Annotated in this window: 26 protein-coding genes; 7 read left to right on the forward strand and 19 right to left on the reverse strand. The window is 49.6% G+C overall.

Annotated elements, in window-relative coordinates; translation table 11 throughout:
- Positions 1 to 30: 30 nt before the first annotated feature.
- From ACO0LC_RS14290 to flgB, 3 genes are read right to left on the reverse strand one after another with little or no spacing between them, the layout of a single operon-like run.
- Positions 31 to 705: a flagellar hook assembly protein FlgD gene (locus tag ACO0LC_RS14290; RefSeq protein ID WP_423004142.1), complete on the reverse strand. Its 675-nt coding sequence runs from the start codon at positions 703 to 705 to the stop codon at positions 31 to 33.
- 22 nt (positions 706 to 727) lie between these two features.
- On the reverse strand, positions 728 to 1,132 hold the full coding sequence (gene flgC, locus ACO0LC_RS14295) for a flagellar basal body rod protein FlgC (RefSeq protein ID WP_423004144.1): 405 nt from the start codon (positions 1,130 to 1,132) through the stop codon (positions 728 to 730).
- A gap of 17 nt (positions 1,133 to 1,149) precedes the next feature.
- Positions 1,150 to 1,554, reverse strand: a complete 405-nt coding sequence (gene flgB, locus ACO0LC_RS14300) for a flagellar basal body rod protein FlgB (RefSeq protein ID WP_423004146.1) — start codon at positions 1,552 to 1,554, stop codon at positions 1,150 to 1,152.
- A gap of 186 nt (positions 1,555 to 1,740) precedes the next feature.
- Between flgB and flgA the strand changes: the two genes are divergently transcribed.
- The 3 genes from flgA (at position 1,741) to ACO0LC_RS14315 (ending at position 3,378) form a co-directional block, all read left to right on the forward strand.
- Positions 1,741 to 2,454 carry a flagellar basal body P-ring formation chaperone FlgA gene (gene flgA / locus ACO0LC_RS14305; protein WP_423004148.1) on the forward strand — a complete coding sequence of 238 codons (714 nt, stop codon included), beginning with the start codon at positions 1,741 to 1,743 and terminating at the stop codon, positions 2,452 to 2,454.
- Positions 2,455 to 2,582: 128 nt separating this feature from the next.
- Complete coding sequence (flgM, locus tag ACO0LC_RS14310) at positions 2,583 to 2,888, forward strand: flagellar biosynthesis anti-sigma factor FlgM (protein ID WP_423004150.1); 306 nt, start codon at positions 2,583 to 2,585, stop codon at positions 2,886 to 2,888.
- Position 2,889: 1 nt separating this feature from the next.
- The gene (locus ACO0LC_RS14315) at positions 2,890 to 3,378 is read left to right on the forward strand and encodes a flagella synthesis protein FlgN (protein WP_423004152.1); all 489 of its coding nucleotides are present in this window, start codon (positions 2,890 to 2,892) and stop codon (positions 3,376 to 3,378) included.
- 60 nt (positions 3,379 to 3,438) lie between these two features.
- Here ACO0LC_RS14315 and motD read toward each other — a convergent pair whose 3' ends face one another.
- The 11 genes from motD to ACO0LC_RS14370 all read right to left on the reverse strand — a co-directional run bounded on the left by motD (position 3,439) and on the right by ACO0LC_RS14370 (position 17,141).
- Positions 3,439 to 4,284 (reverse strand): flagellar motor protein MotD, encoded by an 846-nt coding sequence (motD, locus tag ACO0LC_RS14320; protein ID WP_423004154.1) that lies wholly within the window; start codon positions 4,282 to 4,284, stop codon positions 3,439 to 3,441.
- 17 nt (positions 4,285 to 4,301) lie between these two features.
- Entirely contained in the window at positions 4,302 to 5,042 is a 741-nt protein-coding gene (locus tag ACO0LC_RS14325) for a flagellar motor protein (protein WP_423004156.1), read from the reverse strand.
- Positions 5,024 to 5,755, reverse strand: a complete 732-nt coding sequence (locus tag ACO0LC_RS14330; protein WP_423004158.1) for an RNA polymerase sigma factor FliA — start codon at positions 5,753 to 5,755, stop codon at positions 5,024 to 5,026. The genes ACO0LC_RS14325 and ACO0LC_RS14330 overlap by 19 nt, the downstream gene beginning before the upstream one ends.
- A gap of 6 nt (positions 5,756 to 5,761) precedes the next feature.
- A complete protein-coding gene (locus ACO0LC_RS14335; protein WP_423004160.1) occupies positions 5,762 to 6,592 on the reverse strand; it encodes a MinD/ParA family ATP-binding protein in 831 nt (276 codons plus the stop codon).
- The gene (gene flhF, locus ACO0LC_RS14340; protein ID WP_423004162.1) at positions 6,585 to 7,907 is read right to left on the reverse strand and encodes a flagellar biosynthesis protein FlhF; all 1,323 of its coding nucleotides are present in this window, start codon (positions 7,905 to 7,907) and stop codon (positions 6,585 to 6,587) included. The genes ACO0LC_RS14335 and flhF overlap by 8 nt, the downstream gene beginning before the upstream one ends.
- The gene (flhA, locus tag ACO0LC_RS14345; RefSeq protein WP_423004164.1) at positions 7,904 to 9,994 is read right to left on the reverse strand and encodes a flagellar biosynthesis protein FlhA; all 2,091 of its coding nucleotides are present in this window, start codon (positions 9,992 to 9,994) and stop codon (positions 7,904 to 7,906) included. The genes flhF and flhA overlap by 4 nt, the downstream gene beginning before the upstream one ends.
- Entirely contained in the window at positions 9,991 to 11,142 is a 1,152-nt protein-coding gene (gene flhB / locus ACO0LC_RS14350) for a flagellar biosynthesis protein FlhB (RefSeq protein ID WP_423004166.1), read from the reverse strand. Before flhB ends, flhA begins: the two co-directional genes overlap by 4 nt.
- A 272-nt stretch (positions 11,143 to 11,414) precedes the next feature.
- Complete coding sequence (locus ACO0LC_RS14355) at positions 11,415 to 13,226, reverse strand: hypothetical protein (RefSeq protein ID WP_423004168.1); 1,812 nt, start codon at positions 13,224 to 13,226, stop codon at positions 11,415 to 11,417.
- Positions 13,227 to 13,301: 75 nt separating this feature from the next.
- Positions 13,302 to 14,525: a double zinc ribbon domain-containing protein gene (locus tag ACO0LC_RS14360; protein ID WP_423004170.1), complete on the reverse strand. Its 1,224-nt coding sequence runs from the start codon at positions 14,523 to 14,525 to the stop codon at positions 13,302 to 13,304.
- 90 nt (positions 14,526 to 14,615) lie between these two features.
- Complete coding sequence (locus tag ACO0LC_RS14365; protein ID WP_423004172.1) at positions 14,616 to 15,866, reverse strand: MFS transporter; 1,251 nt, start codon at positions 15,864 to 15,866, stop codon at positions 14,616 to 14,618.
- Between the two features lie 75 nt (positions 15,867 to 15,941).
- Positions 15,942 to 17,141 (reverse strand): FAD-dependent oxidoreductase, encoded by a 1,200-nt coding sequence (locus ACO0LC_RS14370; RefSeq protein ID WP_423004174.1) that lies wholly within the window; start codon positions 17,139 to 17,141, stop codon positions 15,942 to 15,944.
- 298 nt (positions 17,142 to 17,439) lie between these two features.
- Between ACO0LC_RS14370 and ACO0LC_RS14375 the strand changes: the two genes are divergently transcribed.
- Entirely contained in the window at positions 17,440 to 18,000 is a 561-nt protein-coding gene (locus tag ACO0LC_RS14375) for a TetR/AcrR family transcriptional regulator (RefSeq protein WP_423004176.1), read from the forward strand.
- An 18-nt stretch (positions 18,001 to 18,018) separates the two neighbouring features.
- On the opposite strand, the gene ACO0LC_RS14380 is transcribed toward ACO0LC_RS14375, so the two are convergent.
- Positions 18,019 to 18,627 carry a TetR/AcrR family transcriptional regulator gene (locus ACO0LC_RS14380; RefSeq protein ID WP_423004178.1) on the reverse strand — a complete coding sequence of 203 codons (609 nt, stop codon included), beginning with the start codon at positions 18,625 to 18,627 and terminating at the stop codon, positions 18,019 to 18,021.
- A gap of 83 nt (positions 18,628 to 18,710) precedes the next feature.
- On the opposite strand from ACO0LC_RS14380, the gene ACO0LC_RS14385 reads away from it, so the two are divergent.
- A complete protein-coding gene (locus ACO0LC_RS14385) occupies positions 18,711 to 18,929 on the forward strand; it encodes a hypothetical protein (RefSeq protein ID WP_423004180.1) in 219 nt (72 codons plus the stop codon).
- Between the two features lie 19 nt (positions 18,930 to 18,948).
- The gene (locus ACO0LC_RS14390; RefSeq protein ID WP_423004182.1) at positions 18,949 to 19,758 is read left to right on the forward strand and encodes a substrate-binding periplasmic protein; all 810 of its coding nucleotides are present in this window, start codon (positions 18,949 to 18,951) and stop codon (positions 19,756 to 19,758) included.
- Between the two features lie 127 nt (positions 19,759 to 19,885).
- Here ACO0LC_RS14390 and ACO0LC_RS14395 read toward each other — a convergent pair whose 3' ends face one another.
- Genes ACO0LC_RS14395 through ACO0LC_RS14405 form a run of 3 tightly spaced genes read right to left on the reverse strand, consistent with a single transcriptional unit; the run spans position 19,886 to position 23,128 of the window.
- Complete coding sequence (locus tag ACO0LC_RS14395; protein ID WP_423004184.1) at positions 19,886 to 20,746, reverse strand: M48 family metallopeptidase; 861 nt, start codon at positions 20,744 to 20,746, stop codon at positions 19,886 to 19,888.
- 1 nt (position 20,747) lies between these two features.
- Positions 20,748 to 21,248, reverse strand: a complete 501-nt coding sequence (locus ACO0LC_RS14400) for an SH3 domain-containing protein (protein ID WP_423004186.1) — start codon at positions 21,246 to 21,248, stop codon at positions 20,748 to 20,750.
- On the reverse strand, positions 21,245 to 23,128 hold the full coding sequence (locus ACO0LC_RS14405; protein ID WP_423004188.1) for a CHASE2 domain-containing protein: 1,884 nt from the start codon (positions 23,126 to 23,128) through the stop codon (positions 21,245 to 21,247). The genes ACO0LC_RS14400 and ACO0LC_RS14405 overlap by 4 nt, the downstream gene beginning before the upstream one ends.
- A gap of 485 nt (positions 23,129 to 23,613) precedes the next feature.
- Here ACO0LC_RS14405 and ACO0LC_RS14410 point away from each other — a divergent pair, with 485 nt between their 5' ends.
- Entirely contained in the window at positions 23,614 to 24,144 is a 531-nt protein-coding gene (locus ACO0LC_RS14410; protein WP_423004190.1) for a hypothetical protein, read from the forward strand.
- A 98-nt stretch (positions 24,145 to 24,242) separates the two neighbouring features.
- On the opposite strand, the gene ACO0LC_RS14415 is transcribed toward ACO0LC_RS14410, so the two are convergent.
- Complete coding sequence (locus ACO0LC_RS14415; protein WP_423004192.1) at positions 24,243 to 24,482, reverse strand: hypothetical protein; 240 nt, start codon at positions 24,480 to 24,482, stop codon at positions 24,243 to 24,245.
- Positions 24,483 to 24,490 lie beyond the last annotated feature (8 nt).

Consider the following 24,490-nt stretch of genomic DNA (forward strand, 5'->3'; position numbering starts at 1 on the left):
ACAGGATTTGATACAGGATTACTCCAAGGATCAATAAATTTGTCTGACATCACTCATGCTGACATCTCCCACATTCGCCAGGCTAAGCTTGAGGCCCTGAGAACCTGAGGTGATGCTTGACACCACACCAAATGCCAGACTGGTTGCATCCAGTTTTTTATCGCCAGAAGCCGCCGCGATCTCCACTTTGTAGACGCCATTGGCGGCCGTCGCGCCAGCGTCAGTCTTGCCATCCCAGGTCAGGGTATTCACACCTTGTGGCAAGGCGCCAGCACTGATTTTTCTAACGACCAGATTATTACTGTCACGGATGACCACATCCACTTTGCTGGCAGCCTGCGGCAATTCCACGCCATAAATGCCCTTGCCATCCGTCACGGTCATGGTACTACCAGGTGCAATAACGCCGTGCCCTATCATGCTTGCAGCTTGCAAGTTTTGTCCGGTCTGGAAGCTGGCATTCAAGGCAGTCACCGTAGCATTGAGCTTGTCTATACCCGACACTGTCGACAACTGCGCCATCTGGCTGGTCACCTGGGCGTTATCCATAGGGTTCAAGGGATCCTGATTCTTGAGCTGGGTTACCAGCAAGGTCATAAAACGATTTTGTGCATCCGCTGTCGAGGATGCCGCAGTTTTACTTCCATTCATGGTCGCCAGCAAGGCTGGATCGACGGTACTACTTTGTACAGTGCTGGTTGCCATCATCTTTTCCTTCTAGAAAATTTTATTGCCCTAAAGTCAAAGTTTTCAGCAGCATGGTTTTCGCTGCATTCATGACTTCCACATTGTTTTGATAAGAGCGCGATGCTGAAATCATATTCACCATTTCCTCCACCACATTTACATTTGGCATGGCAACATAACCCTTGTCGTCCGCCATAGGGTGCTTGGGGTCATACATCAGTTTAGGTGGTGTGCTATCTTCTACAACCTCATTTACCTTGACCGCAGTGGCGGCAGTTCCAGCGACGGGCACTGCACTGAAAACCACTTGCTTGGCCTTATAGGGGGTGCCGTCTGAACTAGTGACACTATCGGCATTGGCCAGATTGCTGGTCACTACATTCAGGCGCTGCGATTGCGCACTCATGGCCGAACCGGCAACATTGAAGACATTAAAAAGTGACATGATAATTATCCCGGTCTTTATCCCTGTATCGCTGCCAACATGCCCTTGATTTGCATATTTATTAAGGTCAGGCTGGCCTCATAACGCAAGGCATTGTCAGTAAACTGATTACGTTCCACATCCATATCCACGGTATTGCCATCGACACTACCCTGCACTGTCGGCCGGTATTGTGCGGCCACACCTGCCACCGTACCCGGCGTATCCATATGTTGGCTGGCTGTTTTATTCAAGGCTGTAGGCGACTGATTCAGGTTTTGCCCGAGAGCATTGCTAAGGGCACTGGAAAAATCGATATCCTTGGCCTTGTAATTAGGCGTATCTGCATTGGCGATATTCGATGCCAGCAATTGCTGGCGCTGCCCGCGAACGGACAATGCAGCCTCATGAAACCGGAAAAATTCATCTAATTTGCCAACCATCTTTATCTCCTCTGCCACTGGCTTTTCGCCCACATGGCACGCAAGGGTTTTCTATACCTTGCATCATATTCGCCGGAACGCAAGTTTGATCATGCAAGCAGAAAGGGAAAAACCCGCTTATTCGCGCATTCAAAAAAGCTGGCAAATCCTAGAATGGAGTGAAGTACAAACCCATCAGGAAACATGATGAAAGCCGCTAGAAAACTCAGCAAGTTACTGATTGCCCTGTGCCTGATTGGTGCGACAGTCCCCGGCCTGGCTGCCGTCACAGGTACAGCCCAGGATCCAGGTCAGTTACGCCAGATAGCACTGGATTTTTTAACCACACAGGCATCAGGTCAAAACGGCGAGATCCAAGTCACTGTGGGTGAAGTTGATAAGCGACTCAATTTACAGGCTTGCGACAATCCCAGCCCCAATATGTTGCCGGGAAGCAAACCGTGGGGTAAGGTCACCCTGGCGATACGCTGCACAGCACCTGTACCCTGGCTCATCTATTTGCAAGCAAATGTACAGGTCACGGCCAATTATTACGTTGCTGCAAATGCATTAGTACAAGGACAAATTATCAGCCTGGCCGACTTGAGCAAGATCAAGGGCGATATTTCAAAATTGCCTCCGGGTGTCATCACGGCACCAGAACAGGCCATAGGCAAGAGCATGCAGGTTTCCATCCCGTCTGGCGGCGTCATGCGCATGGATGCCTTGAAAAGCCCCGCCGTGATACAACAAGGCCAGTCCGTGCGGGTCATCAGCTCGGGCCCAGGGTTTCAGGTGGCAACAGATGCGATAGCGCTCAATAATGCAGCAGATGGTCAAATTGCCAAGGCAAAAACCAATTCGGGACAGACCATCAGTGGTATCGCAAAAAATGGTGGCATCATAGAAATAGTTTACTAATAGCAAGTTTTTAATCTGACAGAATTAAATAGATGCAATATTTTTTTACAGTAAGGTTAAAGTTTAAAATTACACGGCCGATAAACTGGATGTAGATGTTTGTAAGTCCCACACTAGAGGGTATCGCTGTGAAAATTGATGACGCATTGAATAAGACCGCGGGGCTACCAGTCAGCCCGCAACAGGCTCGCACGGAAAAACCCGCGGAAAATGCGGTGCCCGCTGCGAATTCGTCGAAAGTACAAATTTCGACACTGTCCACACAATTGCAGGCACTGCAGAATACGCAGGCTGGCAGTGCCGTGTTTGAGACGAAGAAAGTGGAAGCAATCAAGCTGGCCATTTCTGAAGGACGCTTTCAAGTGAACTCGGAAAAAGTCGCTGATGGGCTTCTGGAAACAGTTAAAGATTTGCTCAACGCCAGAAAACGCTAACATGAACACAAGAAGTTCCGGACACACTGCCATAGAACTATGCCTTCAAGAAGAAGTCAGCATTATGTCTTCTCTTGCCGAATTGCTCAAAAAAGAGCAAACCGCATTGATAGAAAGCGATGTGATTCAGCTCAATGACTTTACCCAGAGCAAGGGGCAACTTGTAGTCCAGATGACGGAACTTGAAAAAAAGCGTAATGCATATTTGCAAGAATTAGGATACAAAACCGATATCGACGGCATGCAAGCCTATTTGCAAGCGACAGCCATGCAAAATAGCGCCCAGCATTGGGATACGCTGTTGCAACTGACCGCGCAAGCCAAAGAAGATAACCGGGCTAACGGCTTATTGATCAATCGCAGATTGTCCTTGAACCAGGCAACTTTGAACTTGTTGCAGCAAAATACCAACCAGGCGGGCTCCATGTATGGCCCGAATGGCCAATCCACAGTCAAAAGTACACCAGGCAAGGGTTATATTGCCACCTAAGTCTCGTTAAGACTGTCAATTTAATTCCCCAACTCACCCAATTTCTCTTCTCTTATCTCGCTAGGGATCTGGTGAGATATCGGGCGCAGGCGTCGCTACAGGCCGGGTAGCTGGCGCAGCTAAGGATGTAGCCGCAGCAGAAGGCACAATAGGCACTTCCACTACGGGCTCAGGCAATACCGCCAATATAGTCACCGACACGCGCCGGTTTCTGGCTCGTCCCTCAGGCGTATCATTTTCACTTACAGGCAATTTCGCCCCCTGCCCCACAGCAGTTACCCGGTTTTCATCCACGCCATTCTCGGTCAGCAGGCGCGCCACGGTGCTGGCACGGACCGCAGATAATTCCCAGTTTGAAGGAAAGATCGGGTTATTGATAGGCAGATTATCAGTATGTCCTTCTACCTGTATGGCATGAGTATCAATTTTGAGTACACCGGCAATCGCTTTCAGTGCCTGTATGGAATCAATATTCAAGCGCGCGTCCCCCGGAGCAAACAAGAGGCTGGCATTGATTTCTATGGTGATACCGCGACTGGTTTGGGTCACCCTGACCTTACCTTCTCTGACCAGCGGTTCCAGTACAGTCAAAATATCCTTGGCCATGGTGGTCATTTGCGCACGCTCCTTGCGCAAACCCTCGCTGCTGCGATTCTTTACTAAAGGCAGGGGATCAAGTTTGATCACTTGCTCGTTTGGCGCATCCACTGGTTTGGGATTGATAGTCATGACCTTGCCAAAAGCCCCGGTCAGCGAATTCGACAAAACCCGGTATTTGCCCTCGTTCAGAGAGGAAATGGCATACATGACAACAAAGAAGGCAAACAACAAGGTAATAAAATCCGCATAAGAAACCAGCCATCGCTCATGGTTTTCTGGCTCTTCATGGTATTTTTTTCTTGCCATAAATAGTTTTTAAATCTTCAATTTCGGTGATTGGTCAGTCTTTCTTCTACCACGCGCGGGCTATCACCGAGAGCAATGCTATAAAAGATATCGGACAGCATTTCACGGCGTGTCACTTCACGGCCTATGATTTCCTTGAGTTTATTGCTGACTGGTAAAAACAATAAGTTCGCCATGCCCACACCATAGATAGTGGCAACAAAGGCCACCGCAATGCCACCACCTAGCTTGGAAGGGTCGCTGAGATTTTCCATCACATGTATCAAGCCCAGGACGGCACCAAGTATCCCTATGGTAGGGGAATATCCCCCCGCTGCTTCCCAGATCTTGGCAGCCTGGCGCTGTTCCATTTCATAAAGGGAAATATCGACATCGAGTATGTCTTTCAAACGTATAGGGTCTATACCATCGATGACCAGACGCAAGCCCTTGCCTATGAAAGGATCGGGGGAAGCATTCATATAACGCTCCAGGCTCAGGAAGCCCTCACGCCGTGCCACTACACTCCAGACCAGGGCATCCTCAACATTCTTTTTGCTGCTGTCTGGTGGTTCCGAGACTACCCAGCGCAGCATGCGCACACCACGCCTGAACGTATTGAGGCGACTTTGCAGCAATACTGCTCCCAGAGTGCCAACAAAGACAATCACAAATGCTGCTGGCTGCACCAGTGATGACAAGCGCCCTCCCTCAATCAATTGACCGGACAGAATGCCAACTACCACCAGTATCAATCCGACTATGCTAGCCCAGTCCACGCTTTCTCCCTTAAGTAAGCCCTGAGCCTGGCGACTGCCTGACTATGTAATTGGGATATCCGTGATTCCGACACGCCCATCACGGCACCGATTTCTTTGAGATTCAATTCTTGTTCATAATACAAACCCATGAGCAACTTCTCTCGTTCTGGCAAGCTGTCTATCGCACCTATGACTGCGTCACGAAAATCATCATTGAGCAGATCTTGCAAAGGATCACCAGACAAGTCTGAACAATAGTGGTCGAGAAAATGCTCCCTGGTATCTGAGTCATGAAAGTCTTCGTAATACACAAGTTGATGCCCGCCACTATCTGTCAGCAAGTCCTGGTATTCTTCCAGGCTCAGCTTGAGTGACTTGGCGACCTCGGTTTCCAAAGGTGGCCGCCCCAGCTTCTGCTGCAATACATTCATGGCATTTTCTATCTTGCGCATATTTTGACGCACGCCACGTGGCAACCAGTCACTACTGCGCAATTCATCCAGCATGGCACCCCGTATGCGTTGTACTGCATAGGTTTCAAATTGCGCGCCGTGGGTATCTTCATAACGGTTAACGGCGTCCAGCAGGCCTATCATACCGGCCTGCACAAGATCATCGACCTCCACGCTGGGAGGCAGGCGCGCCTTCAACTGGTAAGCCAGACGCTTGACCAGGGGCGCATGCTCCCTCAAAAGGAAGTTTTTATCTGATTTTCCGCTAGCGGTGTACATTTTTAATTAAATTCCAAGACCGACACCCAGCTCAGGTACTCCTTCTACACATAATGTGGAACGCGCAGTCTTTGCCAATTGCTCGGCCAGCCGTGAAAATGCCAATGAAGCAAGCGCCTTGGGGAAAGCATCAATTACAGAACGCCCCAAATGCGCCGCCTTTCTTACATATTCGTCTTCTGGCACATTACCAACATAATGCAATGGCACTGCCAGATACCGGCTGGCTGCCTGCGCCATATTTGTATAAATCAATCTCGCCTCTTTTTCCGATGCTCCAGAGACCAAGATACCATAACCACGCCTGCCTACCCGGTTGCTCACCCGCTTGATCAATCCATATGCCGCCTTGATCATGTCAGGATCAGCCGACACCTGTATTACCAGTTCACTGTCATCCAGTGTGGCCAATGGAAAAGTATCGTCACGATTGATATCACTATCAACAATAACCAAGTCTGCACTATTGGCCACGGTGTCAAAGACTCTGGATAACTGGCGTGCACTTTCTGTCGGTAACCAGGCGTGCCTGGCCAACATCGTCACAGACAAGCCGGAAGCTACCAATTTGACCGCTTCCTTCATTGTACGCTGTTGTCTCGCTACATCCAATAAGGTCTGATCATGCCTGGCATTCAACCATGCCCCTACACTGTTCTCCGAAGCACGCGCATCAACCATCAAGACCTGGCTACCCTGGCGTGCCAGCGACACCCCGAGATTGACCAGCATGCCACTTTTTTCATCCTCTCTCAAAGCAGATAAAAAAGTAAACACTCTTGGTTTTGGTCCCGCCAGCATGCGGCGCAAACCTTCTGCCTGATCAAAACTAGACAAGGGACACCTCCTGACCAAAACGTCCAGCAGCCTTGGCTACCGATGCAGCACCCGCCATCAACAGAGGCAATTCTTCGTCCAGATAACGGAAAGCCGCCGTCTCACGCTTGAGTTTGAAGGCACGGTCTATCAAATACAATTTGTTAGCGATATGCAGATCTTCAGGCACACGCTGACCACTGGCGACGTAATACACCATGAGCTTTTGGCGTATCGCAATATCAAGTGCACCACCTATGGTCGCTGCTTCGTCAAGCTTAGTAAAAATACAACCAGCCAATCCATTACCCTGATATGCACGCACCACTTCACTCAAAGTTTCGCCCGTCGATGTCGCATTCAGGCATAACAAACGCTTTACCGGAGTGTCTGTTCCAGACAACATCGCCACCTGCTCGGTGACCATTTTATCGCGCTGGCTGACACCGACAGTATCGATCAATACCGTATGTTTGTTTTTGAGCTCGGACAAGGCAATACGCAAGTCTGCCTCATCCTTGACTGCATGCACCATCACGCCAAGGATTTTGCCGTAGATGCGCAACTGTTCAAAACCACCGATACGATAACCATCAGTCGTAATCAGTGCCAGCTTGGATGGACCATGACGCATCACGCACCGCGCAGCCAGTTTAGCCGTGGTGGTGGTCTTGCCAACGCCGGTAGGGCCAACCAGGGCATACACCCCTCCCTTTTCCAGCATTTCATTTTCATTATTGATGGTGGACAGATTGCGTACCAGGACATTCTTGATCCACTCCAGGCCATCTTCAAGCTTACCCGCTTCTGGTAGTTTTTCTACCAGATAACGAGACAGGCTGGCGCTAAAGCCAGTGGCCAGCAATTCGCGCAGGATTTCTGCTTTTTGCGGATGACGTTTCTGTGTCTGCGTCCAGGAAATTTCTGCCAGTTGTGATTCCAGCATGCTACGCATGGAGCGAATTTCAGACATCACATCATTGAGTTCATTGGCGCTGACTGGTGCTTCGATCTCACTGGCAAAAGCGCTGGTGCTTTTTTGTGATTTGAAGGCAGGCATGTCGATAGCACGTTCCAGCGCTCTTTCCACTGGCCTGTGCAAAGGGTTGGTCTGTTCGGTTTGAAAACGTGGCGCAAAGCGCGGTACTTCAGGCACTGGCGCTTGCTCACCACTATCTGGCGCGATGGCACTGATGGCTTCATCAGCCATCGCCAGAATCTCCACCTTGCCGCCCACATTGCGATTCGACAGGATCACGGCATCTGCCCCCAAAGCATCGCGCAACATGCGCAAAGCTTCGCGAGAAGTATTCGCGGTAAATTTTCTGACGTTCATGATTGACCTCCGACCAGACTGGTGACTCTAATTGTTTTTGTTTCGGGTACTTCTGCGTGTGACAAGACTTTTAACTGCGGCAGATTACGGCGCAAGAAACGCGACAGCAAGGCGCGTAGTGGTGCGGGCACCAGCAACACTGGTGTCAGCCCCATCTGCTCCTGATGTTCAGCGGCAGCCTGGGTTTGGCTGGCCAAGGTATCGGCCAGCCCAGGCTCTATGCCTGAACCGTCTGCGCCACTGGTTTGCAGCGCCTGCATCAATAAGCGCTCAAGGCGGCTGTCCAATGTCATGACGGTCATCTCATTGCCCGTCGGGTAGATTTGCTGGACGATGGCACGGCCCAGGGCTATCCTGACTTGCGCTGTCAACTCATTGGCATCCTGAGTATGCATGGCTTGTTCAGACAAGGTTTCTATGATGGTGCGCATATCGCGGATATGCACACCTTCAATCAGCAAATTCTGCAAGACTTTTTGTAAGGTCGATAATGGCATGGATTTTGGCACCAGCTCTTCCACCATTTTTGGCATGTCTTTGGCAAGGTGATCCATCAGCAATTGCACTTCCTGGCGGCCCAGCAATTCAGCTGCATGGCTGGTGATAAGGTGATTCAGATGGGTAGCAATGACAGTACCGGAATCCACTACGGTATAGCCCATGGCTTGTGCCTGCTCGCGTATGGCCGCCTCTATCCATATCGCTGGCAAGCCAAAAGCAGGATCATTGGTCACAGCACCAGGAAGATTGCCCGTAACCATGCCAGGGTTGATCGCCAGATACTGCCCACTCAAGGCCTCTCCAGCACCGACCTCTACCCCTTTCAGGGTGATACGATAAGCCGAGGGTTTCAATTCCAGATTGTCGCGGATATGCACGGGAGGCGAGAGGAAACCGACTTCCTGGGCAAACTTTTTACGTATCCCTTTAATGCGTCGCAAGAGTTCACCACCCTGGTTTTTATCCACCAGCGGGATCAGGCGATAACCCACTTCCAGGCCCAGGGTATCGACAGGCAAAATGTCTTGCCAGGTTGCCTCTTCCATTTCCTGAGGAGCTGCAGTAGGGGCCGTTTCCACTTTGGCATCCGCAGCAGGTGCAGCCTCATTGCGCCTGGTCAGCATATAGCCACCACCACAAAGCACCGCTGCCAGCAAGATGAAAGCAATATGTGGCATGCCAGGTATCAAGCCCATGCCGCCGATGATACCGCCGGTGATCAGCATGACCTGGGGCTTGGCAAACAGCTGTCCTATCAACTGCCCGCTGATATCCTGATCACTTGCGACACGTGAAACGACGACACCGGCTGCGGTAGAAATAATCAAGGAAGGAATTTGCGCAACCAGGCCGTCACCAATCGCCAGCAGCGTATAGTTTTTCAGCGCTGTAGCAAAATCCAGATCATGCTGGACCATGCCCACCACCAAACCGCCAACAATATTGATGACAGTAACCATGATGCCGGCCACTGCATCACCACGCACGTATTTACTGGCACCATCCATGGCACCATAGAATTCAGCTTCTTGCGCGACTTCGGTACGGCGACGGCGGGCTTCCTGCTCTGCAATCAGGCCTGCATTCAAATCGGCATCAATCGCCATTTGCTTGCCTGGCATCGCATCCAGGGCAAAACGTGCACCCACCTCGGCAATACGGCCAGCACCCTTGGTGACGACAGTAAAGTTAATGATAGTCAGGATCACGAAGACCACGATACCAACGGTGTAATTACCACCTATCAAAAAGTGACCGAAGGCTTCAATCACTTTACCGGCAGCGTCCGGGCCAGTATGACCTTCAGTCAAGACCACGCGCGTCGAGGCCACGTTCAAGGACAGGCGCAACATGGTACTGACCAGCAGCACGGTTGGGAATACCATGAAATCCAGTGGCTTGATGGTGTACAAGCTGGTCAGCAAAACGATAATTGCAATTGCGATATTGAAGCTAAAAAAAACGTCCAAAATAAATGCTGGCAAAGGCAATATCATCATCGCCAGCATCAGGATGATGAGGAAAGGAGCCGCCAGTGCCCTAGTGTTGAGGCCATTCATCCAGGCAGGTAAGGTAAGGCTATTCATGCTTGTACTCCTGCAGGATTATTTGGATCAAGTTCTGGTGGTACAGGTAAGTCATTTGGCACTACAGGTTTATTACCGCCTGCCTTGCTATAGCTGCGCAGCTGATAGACATAGGCAAGTACTTCTGCCACGGCGGCGTACAGGGCTTCCGGTATTTCATCACCAAGCTCGCTATGCTTGTACAGCGCACGCGCCAGTGGTGGGGCTTCGAGCAAGGGGACTTTATGTTCTTTCGCCAATTCACGTATCTTGGCAGCGACAGCATCTGCACCCTTGGCAACCACTTTAGGTGCGCCATTGCCACCTTCGGTGTATTTCAAGGCAACAGCAAAGTGGGTCGGGTTGGTGACGACGACATCGGCAGTCGGGATTTCAGACATCATGCGGCGACGTGCCATTTCGCGCTGCTGGGCACGGATTTTTGCCTTGATTTGCGGATTACCATTCGCCTCTTTGGATTCCTGCACCACTTCCTGATGCGTCATCTTGAGTTTTTCCGCGTATTGCCACATCTGATAAGGTGCATCGATGGCCGCGATCACAGCCAGCGAACCGACAATAGCCAGGAAACATACGCCCATCATGTGACCAACGTGAGCCGGGCCAGATTTCAGCGACTCCAGCGGCAAGGCAAAAATCGCATTCTTTTGCCCCATGATGACTATCCAGGCTACCGTACCTACCAGGATGGTTTTAATAATGGCCTTGATCAATTCCACACCTGCACGGGTAGAAATCATGTTACCCAGGCCGGATATAGGGTTCATGCGCGAAAAATTCGGCGTCAGGGCTTTGGCGCTGAACAGCCAGCCACCGATCAGCAAAGGCGAGCCCAGCGCCACCACCAGCAAAAGCCCGGCGATAGGGGCAAAAGCCACCAAGACTTCCCACAAACTGGCGCTAATTTTTGAAAACAACAGCTCATTGTCATAGATAATCGCCCGTTCCAGCGAAAGGCCTGCAACCAGGGCATGATTGAGCTGGCGTACCAGCCCGTCACCCATGCCCCATAACGCGCCGCCTGCAGCCAGCAAGATGGTGCAGGTAGATAGTTCGCGCGAACGTGGAACATCGCCCTCTTCCCGCGCTTGTTCAAGGCGCTTGGGCGAGGCCGGTTCGGTTCTTTCGAGATCGCTATCTTCGGCCATTGCCGACTCCTGTTATTTCCACAAAGCAATCACTGCTTTGATTACGCAAATGTACAGGTGTAATTATTGGCTATGACAGAAGCACAAGATGCGTGGAATAAGGGAGGAAATACCCTCTTCCTCTTGGTAAGGAATGGGAAAAGGACTAAAGAGAAGTGAATGCCTGGCTTTGCAGGCATAAAAAATATCAACTAAACAAGCCAGTCATGGCTAGCACACAAAGACGACTAGCCAGGCTTTGCAAACTCATGGCCCGAGCTCGCAGCAAAAATCTACTCTGCCGCCACGCGCGTACCACATTCACCACAAAAACTGGCATCCACATCCACAGCGACACCACAGGCACGGCAAGCCAGGGCCGACTTGATCTTTTCCATGACCGTGGCGAGTTGCGCTTGCTCTTTCGTAGCATTGTCCGACAATTGTTTGTTGTCCTTGGCCAAAGCTGCGACAGGATCAGCAAGCACTTTATTCATCATGCCGATTTTTTCTGCACGCTCTATATCTTTTGCAGATGTCGGTGCCACCACCATGGAATTTTGTTCTGCAAAAATTTTCAGGCTTTGCGCCAATTCCTCTGCATCTGTTTGCAAACCCCGCATGCCCGTCAATTGACGTGGAGAATTGCGTCCAAAAATGACGGTGTCGATTTCAGATACCCAGACACGCAAGCTCATGGATTCTATGTTGATGACTTTCTTATTGGTTTGCAGATTGCCTGAAATCTGATTGCCCATTTGCACACTGGCGGTTTCAAAACTCCCCTGTATATCAACCCACATCAGTTTCGATACAAAATCAAAGCGACCCCAAAGTACATGAGCAGCGCGATAGCAATACATACCAACGCCAAACAAGCTGCAAGTCAGGGCAATATTGGTCCAGATCGCCTCTCCTGCCAACAGGGCGCGTGTCAATATGACGGCCACCAGGGTGCCACTGACAACCAAAACAAATGCCAGCGCCGTCAAACAGGTCAGCCAGAAAAATTCCTTGCTTGCCAGGGCATGCTTAAGTCCTTCAGCCACCCGACCAGCTTGCGGGCAAGGCTGGCTTTCTTCAAAAATCTCGGCTGTGAACTGCCCTTGCTGGCCTTCAATGATGGGTGAGCGGCGCGTATATTTGCGGTTGGGGATACGGCTAAACCATTTCTCCATCAAGATCCTGTCCAGCTCTTCCAACATTTTATTCGGGTGGGCGTTCATGGTGACGGTATCGACCACGCGGGCTGCACCTATCACTTGGGGTATCGGTTGTAACTGGTTTTTCAAGGCCAGGCCAAACACGGCACAAGCCAGCAAGGCGCACAGCAAGGTAATCAATACCACACCATTAATGGATAAATTGTCGATCTGCGGCAAATGCGATGCAAACAAACCCAGCACTACAGGCCCCAGAACAGCCAGTACGATGAGGATGATGAGACTAGTGATGCCAATATTGGCGGTTTCCTTGATGGGTCCGGTTGTGGTGTTTGTCTGCGTCACCATGGGGCGCATGATCTGGAAAAAAGTAAAAGCCCCATACACCAGACCTATCCAGGCATTTGCTGCGCTTTGCCCAAATACCAGCCAGCAAAATAAAAAGCTGATCAGTGTCGCCGCCAGGGAAAGAAAATTATAAAACTGGGTCTGTGCAGAACTCTGTATCACCCAGGGGGCAAATATCAGTCGCGGCACCCATGAATACAATAAACCATTTAGTGGCCCGGTAGGCTCCTTGAGCAAAATTGCATTTTGTCGCAGGGTTTCCTTATAGTGACGCGCATCCACCGAGTCACCATCCTTGTCATTGGCAAGCAGAGGTGCCAGGCTATCCGGGCGGTTGCGTCCAAAAAAATAGCGCAGCTGCGTAAATGCGCGCGCCAGCAATAATATCCCCAACAACAGCAGTATGATGGAAATGGCCACGACACCAAACACCGACAAGTCTGGCCCATGCGCCAAACGCCCGCGTACGTCGAACATCACCCAGGTGCCAGCAAGCAGCATCAAGCCACCAGAAATGATGCTGGCCAGATTTTCTACTTTATAAGGATTAGGAAACTCAAATACCTGGCTCTCAGTATTAAATTCGTAGCTCATGCGCGCAACTCTTTATTTGAAAATTGTATAGAAACAGCTCGTAAACTCCAGATGTAATACCTGGTGCATCATGAATTACTCGCCTTGCAGTCGCCTGGCTTTTTTTATCTTTGCCTTGGCCGCTGCATTATTCGGGTCCAGTGCCAAAGCACTTTGCGCAGTAGCAATGGCGCGGTCATAATCGCCACTGGCCATGAAACTGTCCGAGCGCGCCAGCAAGGCGCTTACCTGCCCTCTGCCCATTGCTCCCATGTCGCCACCAAATGGTGCTGCACGCACAAACTCCTGGTTTTGTGCGTGCAGGCCGCGTTGCCGCTTCCCTTGTGCAGACATGTCATTGTCGTAGTCATCTTCTTCATCAAAATCATCATCGCCATTTTTTCTGGCTTTCTTTTTGACGTTCGGTACATTTGACACAACGGTCTCCGGCACTACCGGGGGTATTGCCGCTGCAGGCGCTACTGCAACTGGCTCAGCCACGCTTGCTGGTGCTGGAATCACTGACGTCTCTGGCAGAGATGCGGGCACTACGTCTTTTATCACTGCAGTATTTGCAGATGCAGTTACAGGCATATCTGCTGCCACAGGCTGATTCACTGCAATGGTTTTCTCATTCAAAGCCAGCTCATCTTTTGGCTTGCCTGAAGAAAACCAAAAATAGCCACCAGCCGAGGCAGCGATTACCAGCACCGCCGCTATTCCAGCAGCAATCACATGAGAAGGCTGCATACTGGATTTGATGACGTCACCAGAAACCGCAGGTATGGGGTTATGTACTTTGCTCTGTTCTATAACAGGGCTCACAGCAGGCACTGATTGATCTGGCAAACTTGCAGTAATCGTCTCAGGCGGCACAGTTAAAGGAGGGGGTGAGGAAGATGGCAATGCCACTGCTGCCGTCAACGCGGCTGGCGGTGCTGACGAGACTTGATCATCGCCAAGATCAAGCGACGCAAGTGATGACGTGTTGACCTCATCCAGGGATATTTCTGTTATCTGATGTGAGTCTGGTGAAACCAGATCAATTGACACTGGCCTTGTGCTGTCTTTAAAGATTTCATCGTATTTATCGGCCACAGCTATTTCTGGTGCAGACGAAGAAACGGGAGCAGCAACGCCAATCCCGCATTTCTTGCAAAATTTGGCATCTGCTGCCAGTGGTGCCTGGCAGCTCGCACATGCTAGCGGGTCACTGAGCACAGGTTTGGCATCCACACCCAGTGCCATTGTCGAACCACAGGATGTACAAAATTTTGCTTCATCCTTATTTTCAATACCGCAGTTTTTGCAATTCAGCATACATGGACATCCTGGTTGAGTGACATGGCATGATCTCAGAAAATTGCCATATGTTCAACCAGGTGTACAAAACCCGGTCAGCTCAGAGCTTTAAGCCGTGCGGACCAGCGCTGGCACAGCAACCAGACGGTGTATGAAATACATCATGACTGCGGTGATCAGGACTGTGCAAACTAAAATATCGCCCAGTAAGTCAAAGTGCAGGATAGCGCCGCCCGCAGGCTGGCTGACTATCATGCCCGCAACCACTGAGCCTACGCCGCCAGCAATCTGTTGCAGTGATGAGTTAATCGCCATGAAAGAACCGCGACTATCCGCTGTTGGCACTGCTGACATCATGGCCTGCGCAGGGATGATGCGGGAAAAAATACCCACAAACAGCAAGACATTGACCAGGATTACTATAGGCAAAGGCGTGACTCCAAGACGGGTATAGATAACTGCCATCACTATCGTCATTGCAGCACCGAATAAAAACACGCGGTACTTACCAAACTTGTCACTCAGTTTGCCAACCATAGGGCCAGTCACGATGGCACCCAAGCCTGTCACCAGATAAATCGTCGGCAAATCATGCATGGAGACACCCAGATTATTGACAGCAAAAGCACTACCAAATGGCATCAGCATATAACCGCCTATGCTCAACAAACCAGTGGCAGCAAAAGCCAGCAAGTACCTTGGTGTAGCTATTGTGGTTTTCAAATGGTGAAAAGGACTGCGGTCAGGATGCAGTTGCAAATGCGCATCGATGGGTTTCAAATTCATGACGATGATAACGCCAACCAATGCTGCAATTGCGACAATCATCAGGAAAGGTGCATGCCATCCCCAGTGAGCAGAAAGGAAGAGACCGATAGGCAACCCCAAAATCTGGCTGCCTGCAAAAGCCGTTTGCAATACGCCCATGACCCTGCCACGCATACTGAAAGGGAACAAGTCTGTTGTAATCGCCATCACGATAGAACCAATCACGCCACCAAACAAACCAGTGACAATGCGGGCGAATAACAGAAAGTAGAAATTAGGTGCAATACCACACAGGAAAGTACCCAGGATGAAGCCGCAGTAAAAAAACATTAACAGCTTTTTGCGGTCAAAGCGGTCAGCAAAACCTGCTGCCAGAAAGCCCGCAATACCCGCACTAAACGCATAGGCAGATACCACGACACCGAACTGCGAAGGCGTGATATTCAAAGCTGGCATCAGGATCGCACCCAGCGGGGACATGATCATGAAATCGAGGATGATGGTGAACTGTAAAAACGCCAGTATGGCGAGGACAAATTTTTGATAGCCAGTGAATTGCACTGGCGCTTCTGTCGATGTAGCTTGATTCATATTTTCTTTCTTTGGGATCGAAGCTCAGATTTTTTATGTTTACCTGAGTTCAAATTATTATGTAGCGCGTGTTGATTAGGCAGCTTCTCTATAGCTGTCTTTTTGAAGTAGTACATCCTGGTTACCGGAAAAGAATTCCCTGAAAAACGGCACCGCTTCATAGGAATGAAAGATCTCAGTAAATTTCAGTGTCTCTGCTGCAGTCTGTGCATTCCGTTCGCGCATCTCGGCTTCATAGGCAGTAATTGCTGTGCGCATGTCTGTCGCCGGATCCAGTAATTGATTGGCCAGCACCAGGGCATCTTGCATGGCCATGTTCACCCCCTCACCCGCATAGGGCGGCATGACATGGGCAGCGTCGCCCAGCATGGTCAGGTTAGACAAAGATGGCCAGCTTTGATCCAGCTGCACACAAAATTGCGGACGCGGGATAAAAGGAAGCATGGCATGCCTGAATAATTCTGCCCAAATATCACTCCAGCCCTTGAACTCTTGCCTGAACCAGGCCAAGACCTGCTCGCGGTCAGAAAAATCTATCCCACATTGTGTACACCAATGTTGATCTGCTTTGTGACCAGTATAAAAAGCGACACTGCCATCGCCCTTTAACACAATGAACAAAGTCTTTTCATCGTCGAGTACACAGATTTTTCCACCATCAAGCAATTCATATAATTCCGGAATAGTGCTTTGTATGTCAGCGACACTACCTTCAAGCACAGTCACGCCAGAATACTCAGGCTTGAGTGATGTGATGTAGGGACGCACTTTTGAATTCGCACCGTCGGCAGCGACGAGCAAATCAGCCGTAAATTTGTCGCCGTTTTCAAAGACGATTTCAACTGAATCGTCCGTCCTTTGCAAGGATGAAAAACGAGCATCCCACACCACCGTATCTTCTGCCAGTGCAGCCAGCAGCATATCCCTCAAGGGGCCGCGATCTATCTCTGGCCGGTCACTGCTTTCGGTCTCAAGCTCGTCAATAATGACCGCAGCCTGCGCATCCACAAACAGCATTTTGTCGGCGCCAGGACGATATGCCTGCTCAAATGCCTCCATCAAACCTGCAGCTCGCAAGGCAGACAAACCCGAGCCTTCATTCAAATTCAGGGTTGCGCCCTGTACTCTGGCAAATTGATTGGCGTCCCTTTCAAATACCTTCACCTTCGCACCATGCATTTGCAGCAGGCGAGCCAAAGTCAAACCGCCTGGCCCCGCGCCTATGATGGCAATCTGCTTGTCTTGTATTGCGCTTTGCTTGTGGATTTGTGTCATTACAGTCGTCCCGGTTTGTTATCCATCTCATTGCCTGCTTTTATCGCATTATTTTTTGCCAAAAATGCATGCTTAATGGATAGACGTTTTGAAATTGGAAATATTGCAGAAGTCTCAGGATTTTTTTACTGCTAAAAAAAACTGACGTGTATCACTGACATGAATATCACTCGATATCACCAAATATTTCCTTGATTCGCATCATAATTTAACCAAGTTAAAAAGTAAAGTCACTTAATTTATTTATTCAAGTAACAAATCTGTTAAAATAAGGCATGAACACTATGTGGAGTCTTTGATGGGACTGAGGGAATTAAAGAAAGCGAAAACCAGAAAGATGATTTCTGATCTGGCTACTGGGCTATTCATGGAAAAAGGCTATGATCAGGTCACGACAGCAGAAATTGCCCGACTGGCAGAGGTATCCGTGCCTACGCTATTCAAGTATTTCCCTAGCAAAGAAACCCTGGTATTTGACGAAGAAGACGAGCGGGAAGAAAAATTGATCGCTGCCGTCACCGACAGAAAAGAAGGCGTGACCATCCTGGATGCACTGCTTGAACACTTTTCAAGCTATACGGTCTTCGACGTGGATAAGAAAAAGCATGTGGCCGCCTTCAAGAAATTGATCTACAACACGCCAGATTTATATGTCTACGCAAAACAAATCTGGACGCGCTATGAAAAATCATTGGCAGTCACATTACAGCAAGAAACAAAACATCAGCTTGAACAAGTCGAAGCCGAGGCTATCGCCCATTTCATACTGGATGCTTTCCATCGATCAAAAAGCGCGGATGACCCCAAAGCCTCCTTGTATGCCTTGTTCAATATCATCAAGAATGGCTGGAAAGAATAAAGCTCTTGAGTATTTTTTTCAGGCAGGTAATTGCGCCGCCAGGCTATTTTCTATGAATGCCCGGGCAGTGGTCGCTGCATAGCCTTGCGGCATGATATCGCCACCAGCGCTGGCAAGTTGAAATGCCCCCTCCATAAATGCCAGCAAACCGGCAGCCAGTTCAGCCACACCATCCAGGGTCTTCTTCTGCGCTTGCAGGCATGCCGTCAGCAAGTCCTGTATCAAGAGCAGTTCAGCAGCAATGGATTCCTGAAACACCGCACGCACCTCTGGCTGCCTGACAGCTTCAGCACCGATCACCACCCAGGCCGAGACAGCCTCAGGCATCGCACCCTCTCCTTTTGCCAGGCGGGCATTAATATATGCCAACAGCTTCTCTTGCGGTGTACTGGCTGTTGCTGCCAGCAAGTCATAGCGGGCACGCGACATGGTGGCTAACAATTTGACCAGGTAGATCAGGATCTCGCCTTTGCTCTTGAAATGATAATGTATCAAACCCGGTGCCAAACCAGCCTGTCGGGCAATTGCCAGTATGGTCGCCTTTTCATAACCATGCTCGGCCATGACAGACAGCAAGGCAAAAACAATCTCTTTACGGCGTTGCTCGGTATTGGATTTTCTTGACATGAGAAAGGCTTGCTCATTATTTTGGTTATCAAACCAAATTCTACTTGTTTTCAACTTGATGCAAACATAATACAAGCACAAGAATGCAAACAAAGTTTTCCGAACCTAAGAACAAACAAAATTCGGACAATTGCAGACTACAATCTGGCCGCATCAAAACAGGAATTTTGAGACAGCATTTATACATCCATCTTCATGGCGCAAGACACTGCCATGATGTCTATGCAAAAAAACAATCTGCCTATCAAAATGCAATGGCTGCGCCTTGCGCCGCATTTTTAGAAATACCATTTGGCAGTTGAGCTGTCGTCGAGAACAAATATGCTGCACCGCCTCCCCGGGTTTATCTGCCTTATCTTTTTGTCTGTACTGAGCTATTTGCCAAGCCACACCGCAAGTGCCGCCACTACCTCAAAGCAAACCGTCACCGTGAAGCTTTTTCTGCAAGAGAGCCTGGACATCCATGGCCGGCAACTCCCCCTGGACCGGGACCTGGAAGCCATACTCATTTATTTTGAACGGGAATCTGGCATACACTTTGACAAGCAGTTATTGCCATGGAATCGTGCACAACTCATGGCGCAAAATGGCGAAGGCATTATTTTTGGCATTTCAAAATCGCCCGAACGCCTCAAGCTCTATCATTTTTCCATCCCCGTCGTCAGCGAAAAAATCTGGGCAATTACCTATGGCGACCCACGCCCCAATTTTCTTTCACCGGAAGACTTGCGCGGCAAGACCGTCAGCGTAGGCCGTGGCTTCAGTCACGGCATGGATTTTGAGAAAGCGAAAAATGTGATATCCCAGGTACAAGAGGACTCCGCCTCATCAGCCGCCCGCTTTAAAAAACTGATGAATCACCGCAGCGACATCATGCTCTGGCCTATACGCCAACTACAACGCTCTAATCAGGTAGAAATCTATCTGCGCGAACAATTGATCCCCAGCTTCAATGACCCTGAGCTGACTGGCAAGACTTTCTATGTCTCTGCCAAGCCCGTGTTTTATGACACCACCCATTTCGCCGCAGCAAATGAAAAATACGAAGTGGAGATGACAAAATTAAATGAAGCAATACGCAGAGGAACAGCGAATGGCAAATTGTCGAAAGTGCTGGCGAAGTTTTATTAAGCTCTATGCTAAAAAAACCCGTGAAAAAGTCAGTGAAAAAGTCAGTGAAAAAGTCTGTCAAAATTTCTGAAAAAAAATGCCGCACCAGCTTTCACATGGTGCGGCATTTTTTATAAGGAAGATCAAATCAACGACTGAATTCTTTCAGGCGTTCTTCAATGGTTTTCCCTGCTATCCAGTTACCAGAACCAAAACGCGATCTCATCGCCTTGTCAAGGCTATCAATCCTGTCATTTGGTGAAGGATGGGTAGAAAATAGCAAACTGAAGTTACTGTCCTGCGCACTCTGGGATTGCAGGGTCTGCAGCACTGCAGGCAAGCCATAGGGATCATAGCCAGCGCGCGCTGCGATCACCACAGCGATGCGGTCAGCCTCGTATTCATCCCCCTTATCCAGGCCTTTGGAATACATTTCCCTTGCTGCCTTCAATGCCATTTCCTTGAATTCGGAAAAATTACCCTTTGCGTAGTTGCTGATCAAAAGATCGCCACCTATCCCTATAAACGCCTTGCTCTTCATCGCCGTCAAATAATGCTTGCGCAGAACATGTGCAATCTCATGTGATAAAACCCCTGCCAGCTCACTCTCATTATGCATGCGCGCCAGTAAGCCCCTGGTCACAAAAATATTTCCACCTGGCGTGGCAAATGCATTGAAGCCATCATCATCCAGGACACCAAAAGTCCAGGGCAAATCTGGCCTTTCAGTTTGCAAAGTCAACCAGCGCCCGAGCGCATTCACATATTTTTGCGCAGCTACATCATTCCACAAAGGCTTGGCGCCTAGCAAAGTTGCAGCAAATTCCTGGCCTAAGGCGATTTCTTTTGGCTCGTCTATATCCTTGGTTTGTTCAAACAGGTTTTTCGCAGCATCCACGCCCTTTCCTAGTCCACCACCCACGCCTTTCAAAAAATCAAATTGGGCATAGACTGGCAGACAACATGAAATCGCGAGGCTGGCGATCAGTAGTTTTTTCAAGGTGCGCATCTTAGTTATCTCCCTGCCTGGAATTTCTGGCTTGGTCCAAATACTCCATTTTGCTGCCAGATACTTGCGAGCGTTGCGCAAAAGATTGTGCCGTACTCCTGTCTGCTGCAGCTCTTTGCATTTTTTGGTATTCAGGATAATTCGGTGTAGCCCGCGCCAGATCCGACTTGTCCAGGCCATTGACACCAGTACCAACAGAGCCAGTATTGGAAGTGCGTCCAAGAATTTTTAAGGTGTTCACTGAATTGGCAGAACCATTGCTATCAAAGCGCAAGGACATCATTTCCACCCATCCCAATTGTCCGTTGGAAGTTTTAACCTGGTACCAGCCATATTGGTGTTGTATGGTATCGAGCCTGGTCTGGCTAGCCAGGGTTGCCAGGACAGCCGCATCAGCACTGGCTTTTTCTAACAAGGGTGTAGATCGTGTCGTTGACGCAGAATCTGCATAGGCAACACCGGCAGATGCCAGCATGACTAACAGTAAAATGGGGATTCTCATGCACTTGTCCTTTTGGGTTCATATAACTCAACTTCAGCAGCCCGCCCTTTTACAGGGAATGCACCACGAAAAATAAAATCAATGCCTGAATTTTGACAAGCCAGCATGGTGTCTTTGGTCACCAGGATACGTGAGACATCTTTGGTCAATCCCTCGACGCGACTTGCCAGGTTAACCGCGTCACCAATAGCTGTATAGTCAAGCTTGCGTTTTGCACCAATAAAGCCTACCACAGCAGACCCGGTGTGTACACCTATGCCAACATCAAATTCTGGCAAGTTAGCATCATCTGCCAGCAATTCTTGCTTAAAGGCAAGCAAATTATCTTCCATCTCCAGCGCCGCAGCAACAGCCCTTTTTGCGTGTTCTGGGTCATCCAGTGGTGCGCCCCAAAAAGCCATAATACAGTCGCCAATAAACTTGTCCAGCGTGCCGCCATGCCTCCAGACCACTTCTACTTGTCTTTCAAAATACCTGTTGAGCAGCCTGACCACTTCGTCAGGAGGCCGGCTTTCCGAGAGTGTAGTGAAGCCGCGTATATCAGAAAACAACAGACTGATTTCACGCGTCTGCCCTGACAGACTTTCTACTGTCTCGCCATGATCGACAATTTTCCGTACCACTTCTGGATTCAAAAAACGACCAAACAAAGATACTGTCCTGTCGCGTGTGCGACGCTCACGCAAAAACCCCGCAATTGCTGCAGATAAAAACCAGGCCCAGGCAAAAACAAGCGGTGTTACTACAGGCAATATCCAGTATCTGACAACTAGCTGGTCAGCACCTATGACCGCCAGGCTCGTTACGACTGCAAGCCCGGCCCCAGTTAACACCGGGTTGACCCTACGCCTAAAAGCCAGCGCTAGCAAAGCAATTAATACCAATCCAAACATAAACAGCCATCCCGCAGCGACCTGATGCAGGCTACGGCCATTCTTCAGATTGTCCAAGGCGATCGCCAGAATATCTACGCCTGGATAATTCGGTCCCAGCGGTGTCAGATGATGATCAAACAAGCCACCTGCAGAAGACCCAATGACGATGATCTTGTTACGGAATAACTGATTTAGTTGCGCTTCAACTGCAGGCGTCAGGTTTCGCCTGTCCTCGGTCAGGGTCTTGAACAAATCTGCATAGCTAAACCTTTGATGACCTTCCAGCGGCCAAAACATTTGAATATCCTTGCCAGAAACCTGGGGCCAATTGAGGCCACGGGCAACCCTGGCAGGCAGGGAAGGCAAATGCCAGCCTGCCACGTCCGTGTACAGACGGTATCGTCGCAGAACACCATCGTCGTCATCAAGACTATTGACCAGCCCCAGACGCCAGGCCTTGCGTTCTATTGCCAGTGGCAATTGCAGGGCAACCCTGGCATCGGGCTTGCCCTTGTGCTGTATGGCAAAACTATCTGCAATGTCAGCCACGGGTATGGCTTCATTAGCAGCAGCATCCTGCAGCCGCAGGGCCAGCATATACGCATGCGGAAAATCCCTGATCTGGTCTGACAACATGGCGTCACTTTTGGGAGCAGCCAGATCAGGCACATTGAAATTGATATCAAATACCAGGGCCCGGGGTGACATACCTAGCAATGCAGCCGTCAAAAACCCATGCACTTCGCGTTTCCAGGCCCACAAGCCAGCGACCTTTTGCATACCCAGCAAACTGGCATCATCGATATCAACGATGACGATGTCAGGATCAGCCTGATAGCCAGACGCATGACGCCGCAAATAAACATCCCCCAGGCGCGACTCTGTCGTTGCCAACAGGTGCAAGCCAAACAATTCGACGCCCATCATCACGACCAATAGCAAAGTCAGTGCGGCATACCAGCGCAAACTGGCACTACTGATGAAGGGAAAAAGTTTTTTGAGCATGCCGTAAGGGTGAGGTAATACAGGCTGTCTGATTGTGAGTGAGTTTATACGGGATTTACCCGGACATTTACCAGCAACAAGGGCAAACAGTCAAAAATGCAACAATCGGCGTGGATAGGTGTAGCATCAGGTAGACAAGCGAGCCTGGCCAGCAGTTGATGTCAGTTAAAAAACCACCATCTTGTTTCCCTGCAAAGGGCTAAACAGTTCTGCTATGATACCGCCGCCCTGCTTGTTTACTGCATGGCACAGGCGCTATTTCCCATTTCATGCCGCTTTCCAAAATCCCTATGCCAGTTTTCCACCGCCTCCCTCAATTTTTTCTGTCACTGCTGTTGGCTAGTACGTCCACAATATCTCAGGCACAACAAATTGTGCCGGGAGAGTACTTGAGTGAAGGTGCCTACAGTAAACTTAATATCACCGCGGACAGCGCAGGCAAACTTAATTTCACCCTTAACTCCAAAGGTGAAGGGTCTTGCTCTATGAAGGGCGAAATCATAGGCGGTAAGGCGACGCTGCGCAAAAGTGGCATGAAACAAAACTGTGTTTTGCGTTTCACACAGAAAAAGAATGACATAGAGGTGGATGGCAATATCGATGTTTGCGAACAAAATTATTGTGATCTGGCCAGCATAGCCAGCCAGTATTTCCGCCCACCAGGCTGCAGCGCCCCGGAGCGCAGCCAGGCACGTAAAGAATTCAAGGTCCTGTACGACAAAAAAGACTATTCTGCAGCCATGGCCAAGCTTGACCCCGTCTTTGTCAATTGCGGCAAAATCCTTGAACCACTTGAGATGGGTTGGCTGCGCAATGACCTGGCATTGGTGCAATACAAATTGCAAATGCCAGAACGTTGCCTCGCAACGCTGCAACCGCTAGCAGAAGAAGCGGTACAGCCAGACAATGTAATCATCAATAATTGTGAAACATGTACTGATGAATTCAATCAAAAATATCTGTCAATGATTAAGGCTACGCGCACCAATCTACGCATGTGCAAATCAGGCAAATAAATATTCCAGGACTCACAGATGAAGAAGCCGAGGCAAACTTCAAGCTAAGTGATTACATCCAAGCCCAGTGGCTCTTGGGACAGGGACAGGCTCATCCACTATGCCCCTGCCTCGGTTGATGCCATGCTGCGTTTCATGCACACAATCTGCAAGGCATAGACCGCTTCCAGCAATTGCGCGGCATTGCCTTTTACAATAATGGCCTGACCGATTTGCCAGAAGATTTTTTTGAACTCTAGCAACTTAAATTCATACGACTGGTCGAAGGCATAGACAGCAAATTGAAACGAAAAATCAAGAAGAAATTCCCCAACACCAAAATCGTGTTTTAAACCCACACCTACAA

This window comes from Undibacterium sp. JH2W (assembly GCF_049340425.1).
Lineage (GTDB): Bacteria > Pseudomonadota > Gammaproteobacteria > Burkholderiales > Burkholderiaceae_D > Undibacterium.

Bases quoted from the DNA above. Each gene is read 5' to 3' on its own strand.
- ACO0LC_RS14290 (WP_423004142.1), bottom strand. From the start codon at position 705: ATGGCAACCAGCACTGTACAAAGTAGTACCGTCGATCCAGCCTTGCTG.
- flgC (WP_423004144.1), bottom strand. From the start codon at position 1,132: ATGTCACTTTTTAATGTCTTCAATGTTGCCGGTTCGGCCATGAGTGCG.
- flgB (WP_423004146.1), bottom strand. From the start codon at position 1,554: ATGGTTGGCAAATTAGATGAATTTTTCCGGTTTCATGAGGCTGCATTG.
- flgA (WP_423004148.1), top strand. From the start codon at position 1,741: ATGAAAGCCGCTAGAAAACTCAGCAAGTTACTGATTGCCCTGTGCCTG.
- ACO0LC_RS14315 (WP_423004152.1), top strand. From the start codon at position 2,890: ATGAACACAAGAAGTTCCGGACACACTGCCATAGAACTATGCCTTCAA.
- motD (WP_423004154.1), bottom strand. From the start codon at position 4,284: ATGGCAAGAAAAAAATACCATGAAGAGCCAGAAAACCATGAGCGATGG.
- ACO0LC_RS14330 (WP_423004158.1), bottom strand. From the start codon at position 5,755: ATGTACACCGCTAGCGGAAAATCAGATAAAAACTTCCTTTTGAGGGAG.
- flhF (WP_423004162.1), bottom strand. From the start codon at position 7,907: ATGAACGTCAGAAAATTTACCGCGAATACTTCTCGCGAAGCTTTGCGC.
- flhA (WP_423004164.1), bottom strand. From the start codon at position 9,994: ATGAATAGCCTTACCTTACCTGCCTGGATGAATGGCCTCAACACTAGG.
- flhB (WP_423004166.1), bottom strand. From the start codon at position 11,142: ATGGCCGAAGATAGCGATCTCGAAAGAACCGAACCGGCCTCGCCCAAG.
- ACO0LC_RS14355 (WP_423004168.1), bottom strand. From the start codon at position 13,226: ATGAGCTACGAATTTAATACTGAGAGCCAGGTATTTGAGTTTCCTAAT.
- ACO0LC_RS14360 (WP_423004170.1), bottom strand. From the start codon at position 14,525: ATGCTGAATTGCAAAAACTGCGGTATTGAAAATAAGGATGAAGCAAAA.
- ACO0LC_RS14365 (WP_423004172.1), bottom strand. From the start codon at position 15,866: ATGAATCAAGCTACATCGACAGAAGCGCCAGTGCAATTCACTGGCTAT.
- ACO0LC_RS14370 (WP_423004174.1), bottom strand. From the start codon at position 17,141: ATGACACAAATCCACAAGCAAAGCGCAATACAAGACAAGCAGATTGCC.
- ACO0LC_RS14375 (WP_423004176.1), top strand. From the start codon at position 17,440: ATGGGACTGAGGGAATTAAAGAAAGCGAAAACCAGAAAGATGATTTCT.
- ACO0LC_RS14380 (WP_423004178.1), bottom strand. From the start codon at position 18,627: ATGTCAAGAAAATCCAATACCGAGCAACGCCGTAAAGAGATTGTTTTT.
- ACO0LC_RS14385 (WP_423004180.1), top strand. From the start codon at position 18,711: ATGCAAACAAAGTTTTCCGAACCTAAGAACAAACAAAATTCGGACAAT.
- ACO0LC_RS14390 (WP_423004182.1), top strand. From the start codon at position 18,949: ATGCTGCACCGCCTCCCCGGGTTTATCTGCCTTATCTTTTTGTCTGTA.
- ACO0LC_RS14395 (WP_423004184.1), bottom strand. From the start codon at position 20,746: ATGCGCACCTTGAAAAAACTACTGATCGCCAGCCTCGCGATTTCATGT.
- ACO0LC_RS14400 (WP_423004186.1), bottom strand. From the start codon at position 21,248: ATGAGAATCCCCATTTTACTGTTAGTCATGCTGGCATCTGCCGGTGTT.
- ACO0LC_RS14405 (WP_423004188.1), bottom strand. From the start codon at position 23,128: ATGCTCAAAAAACTTTTTCCCTTCATCAGTAGTGCCAGTTTGCGCTGG.
- ACO0LC_RS14410 (WP_423004190.1), top strand. From the start codon at position 23,614: ATGAAGGGCGAAATCATAGGCGGTAAGGCGACGCTGCGCAAAAGTGGC.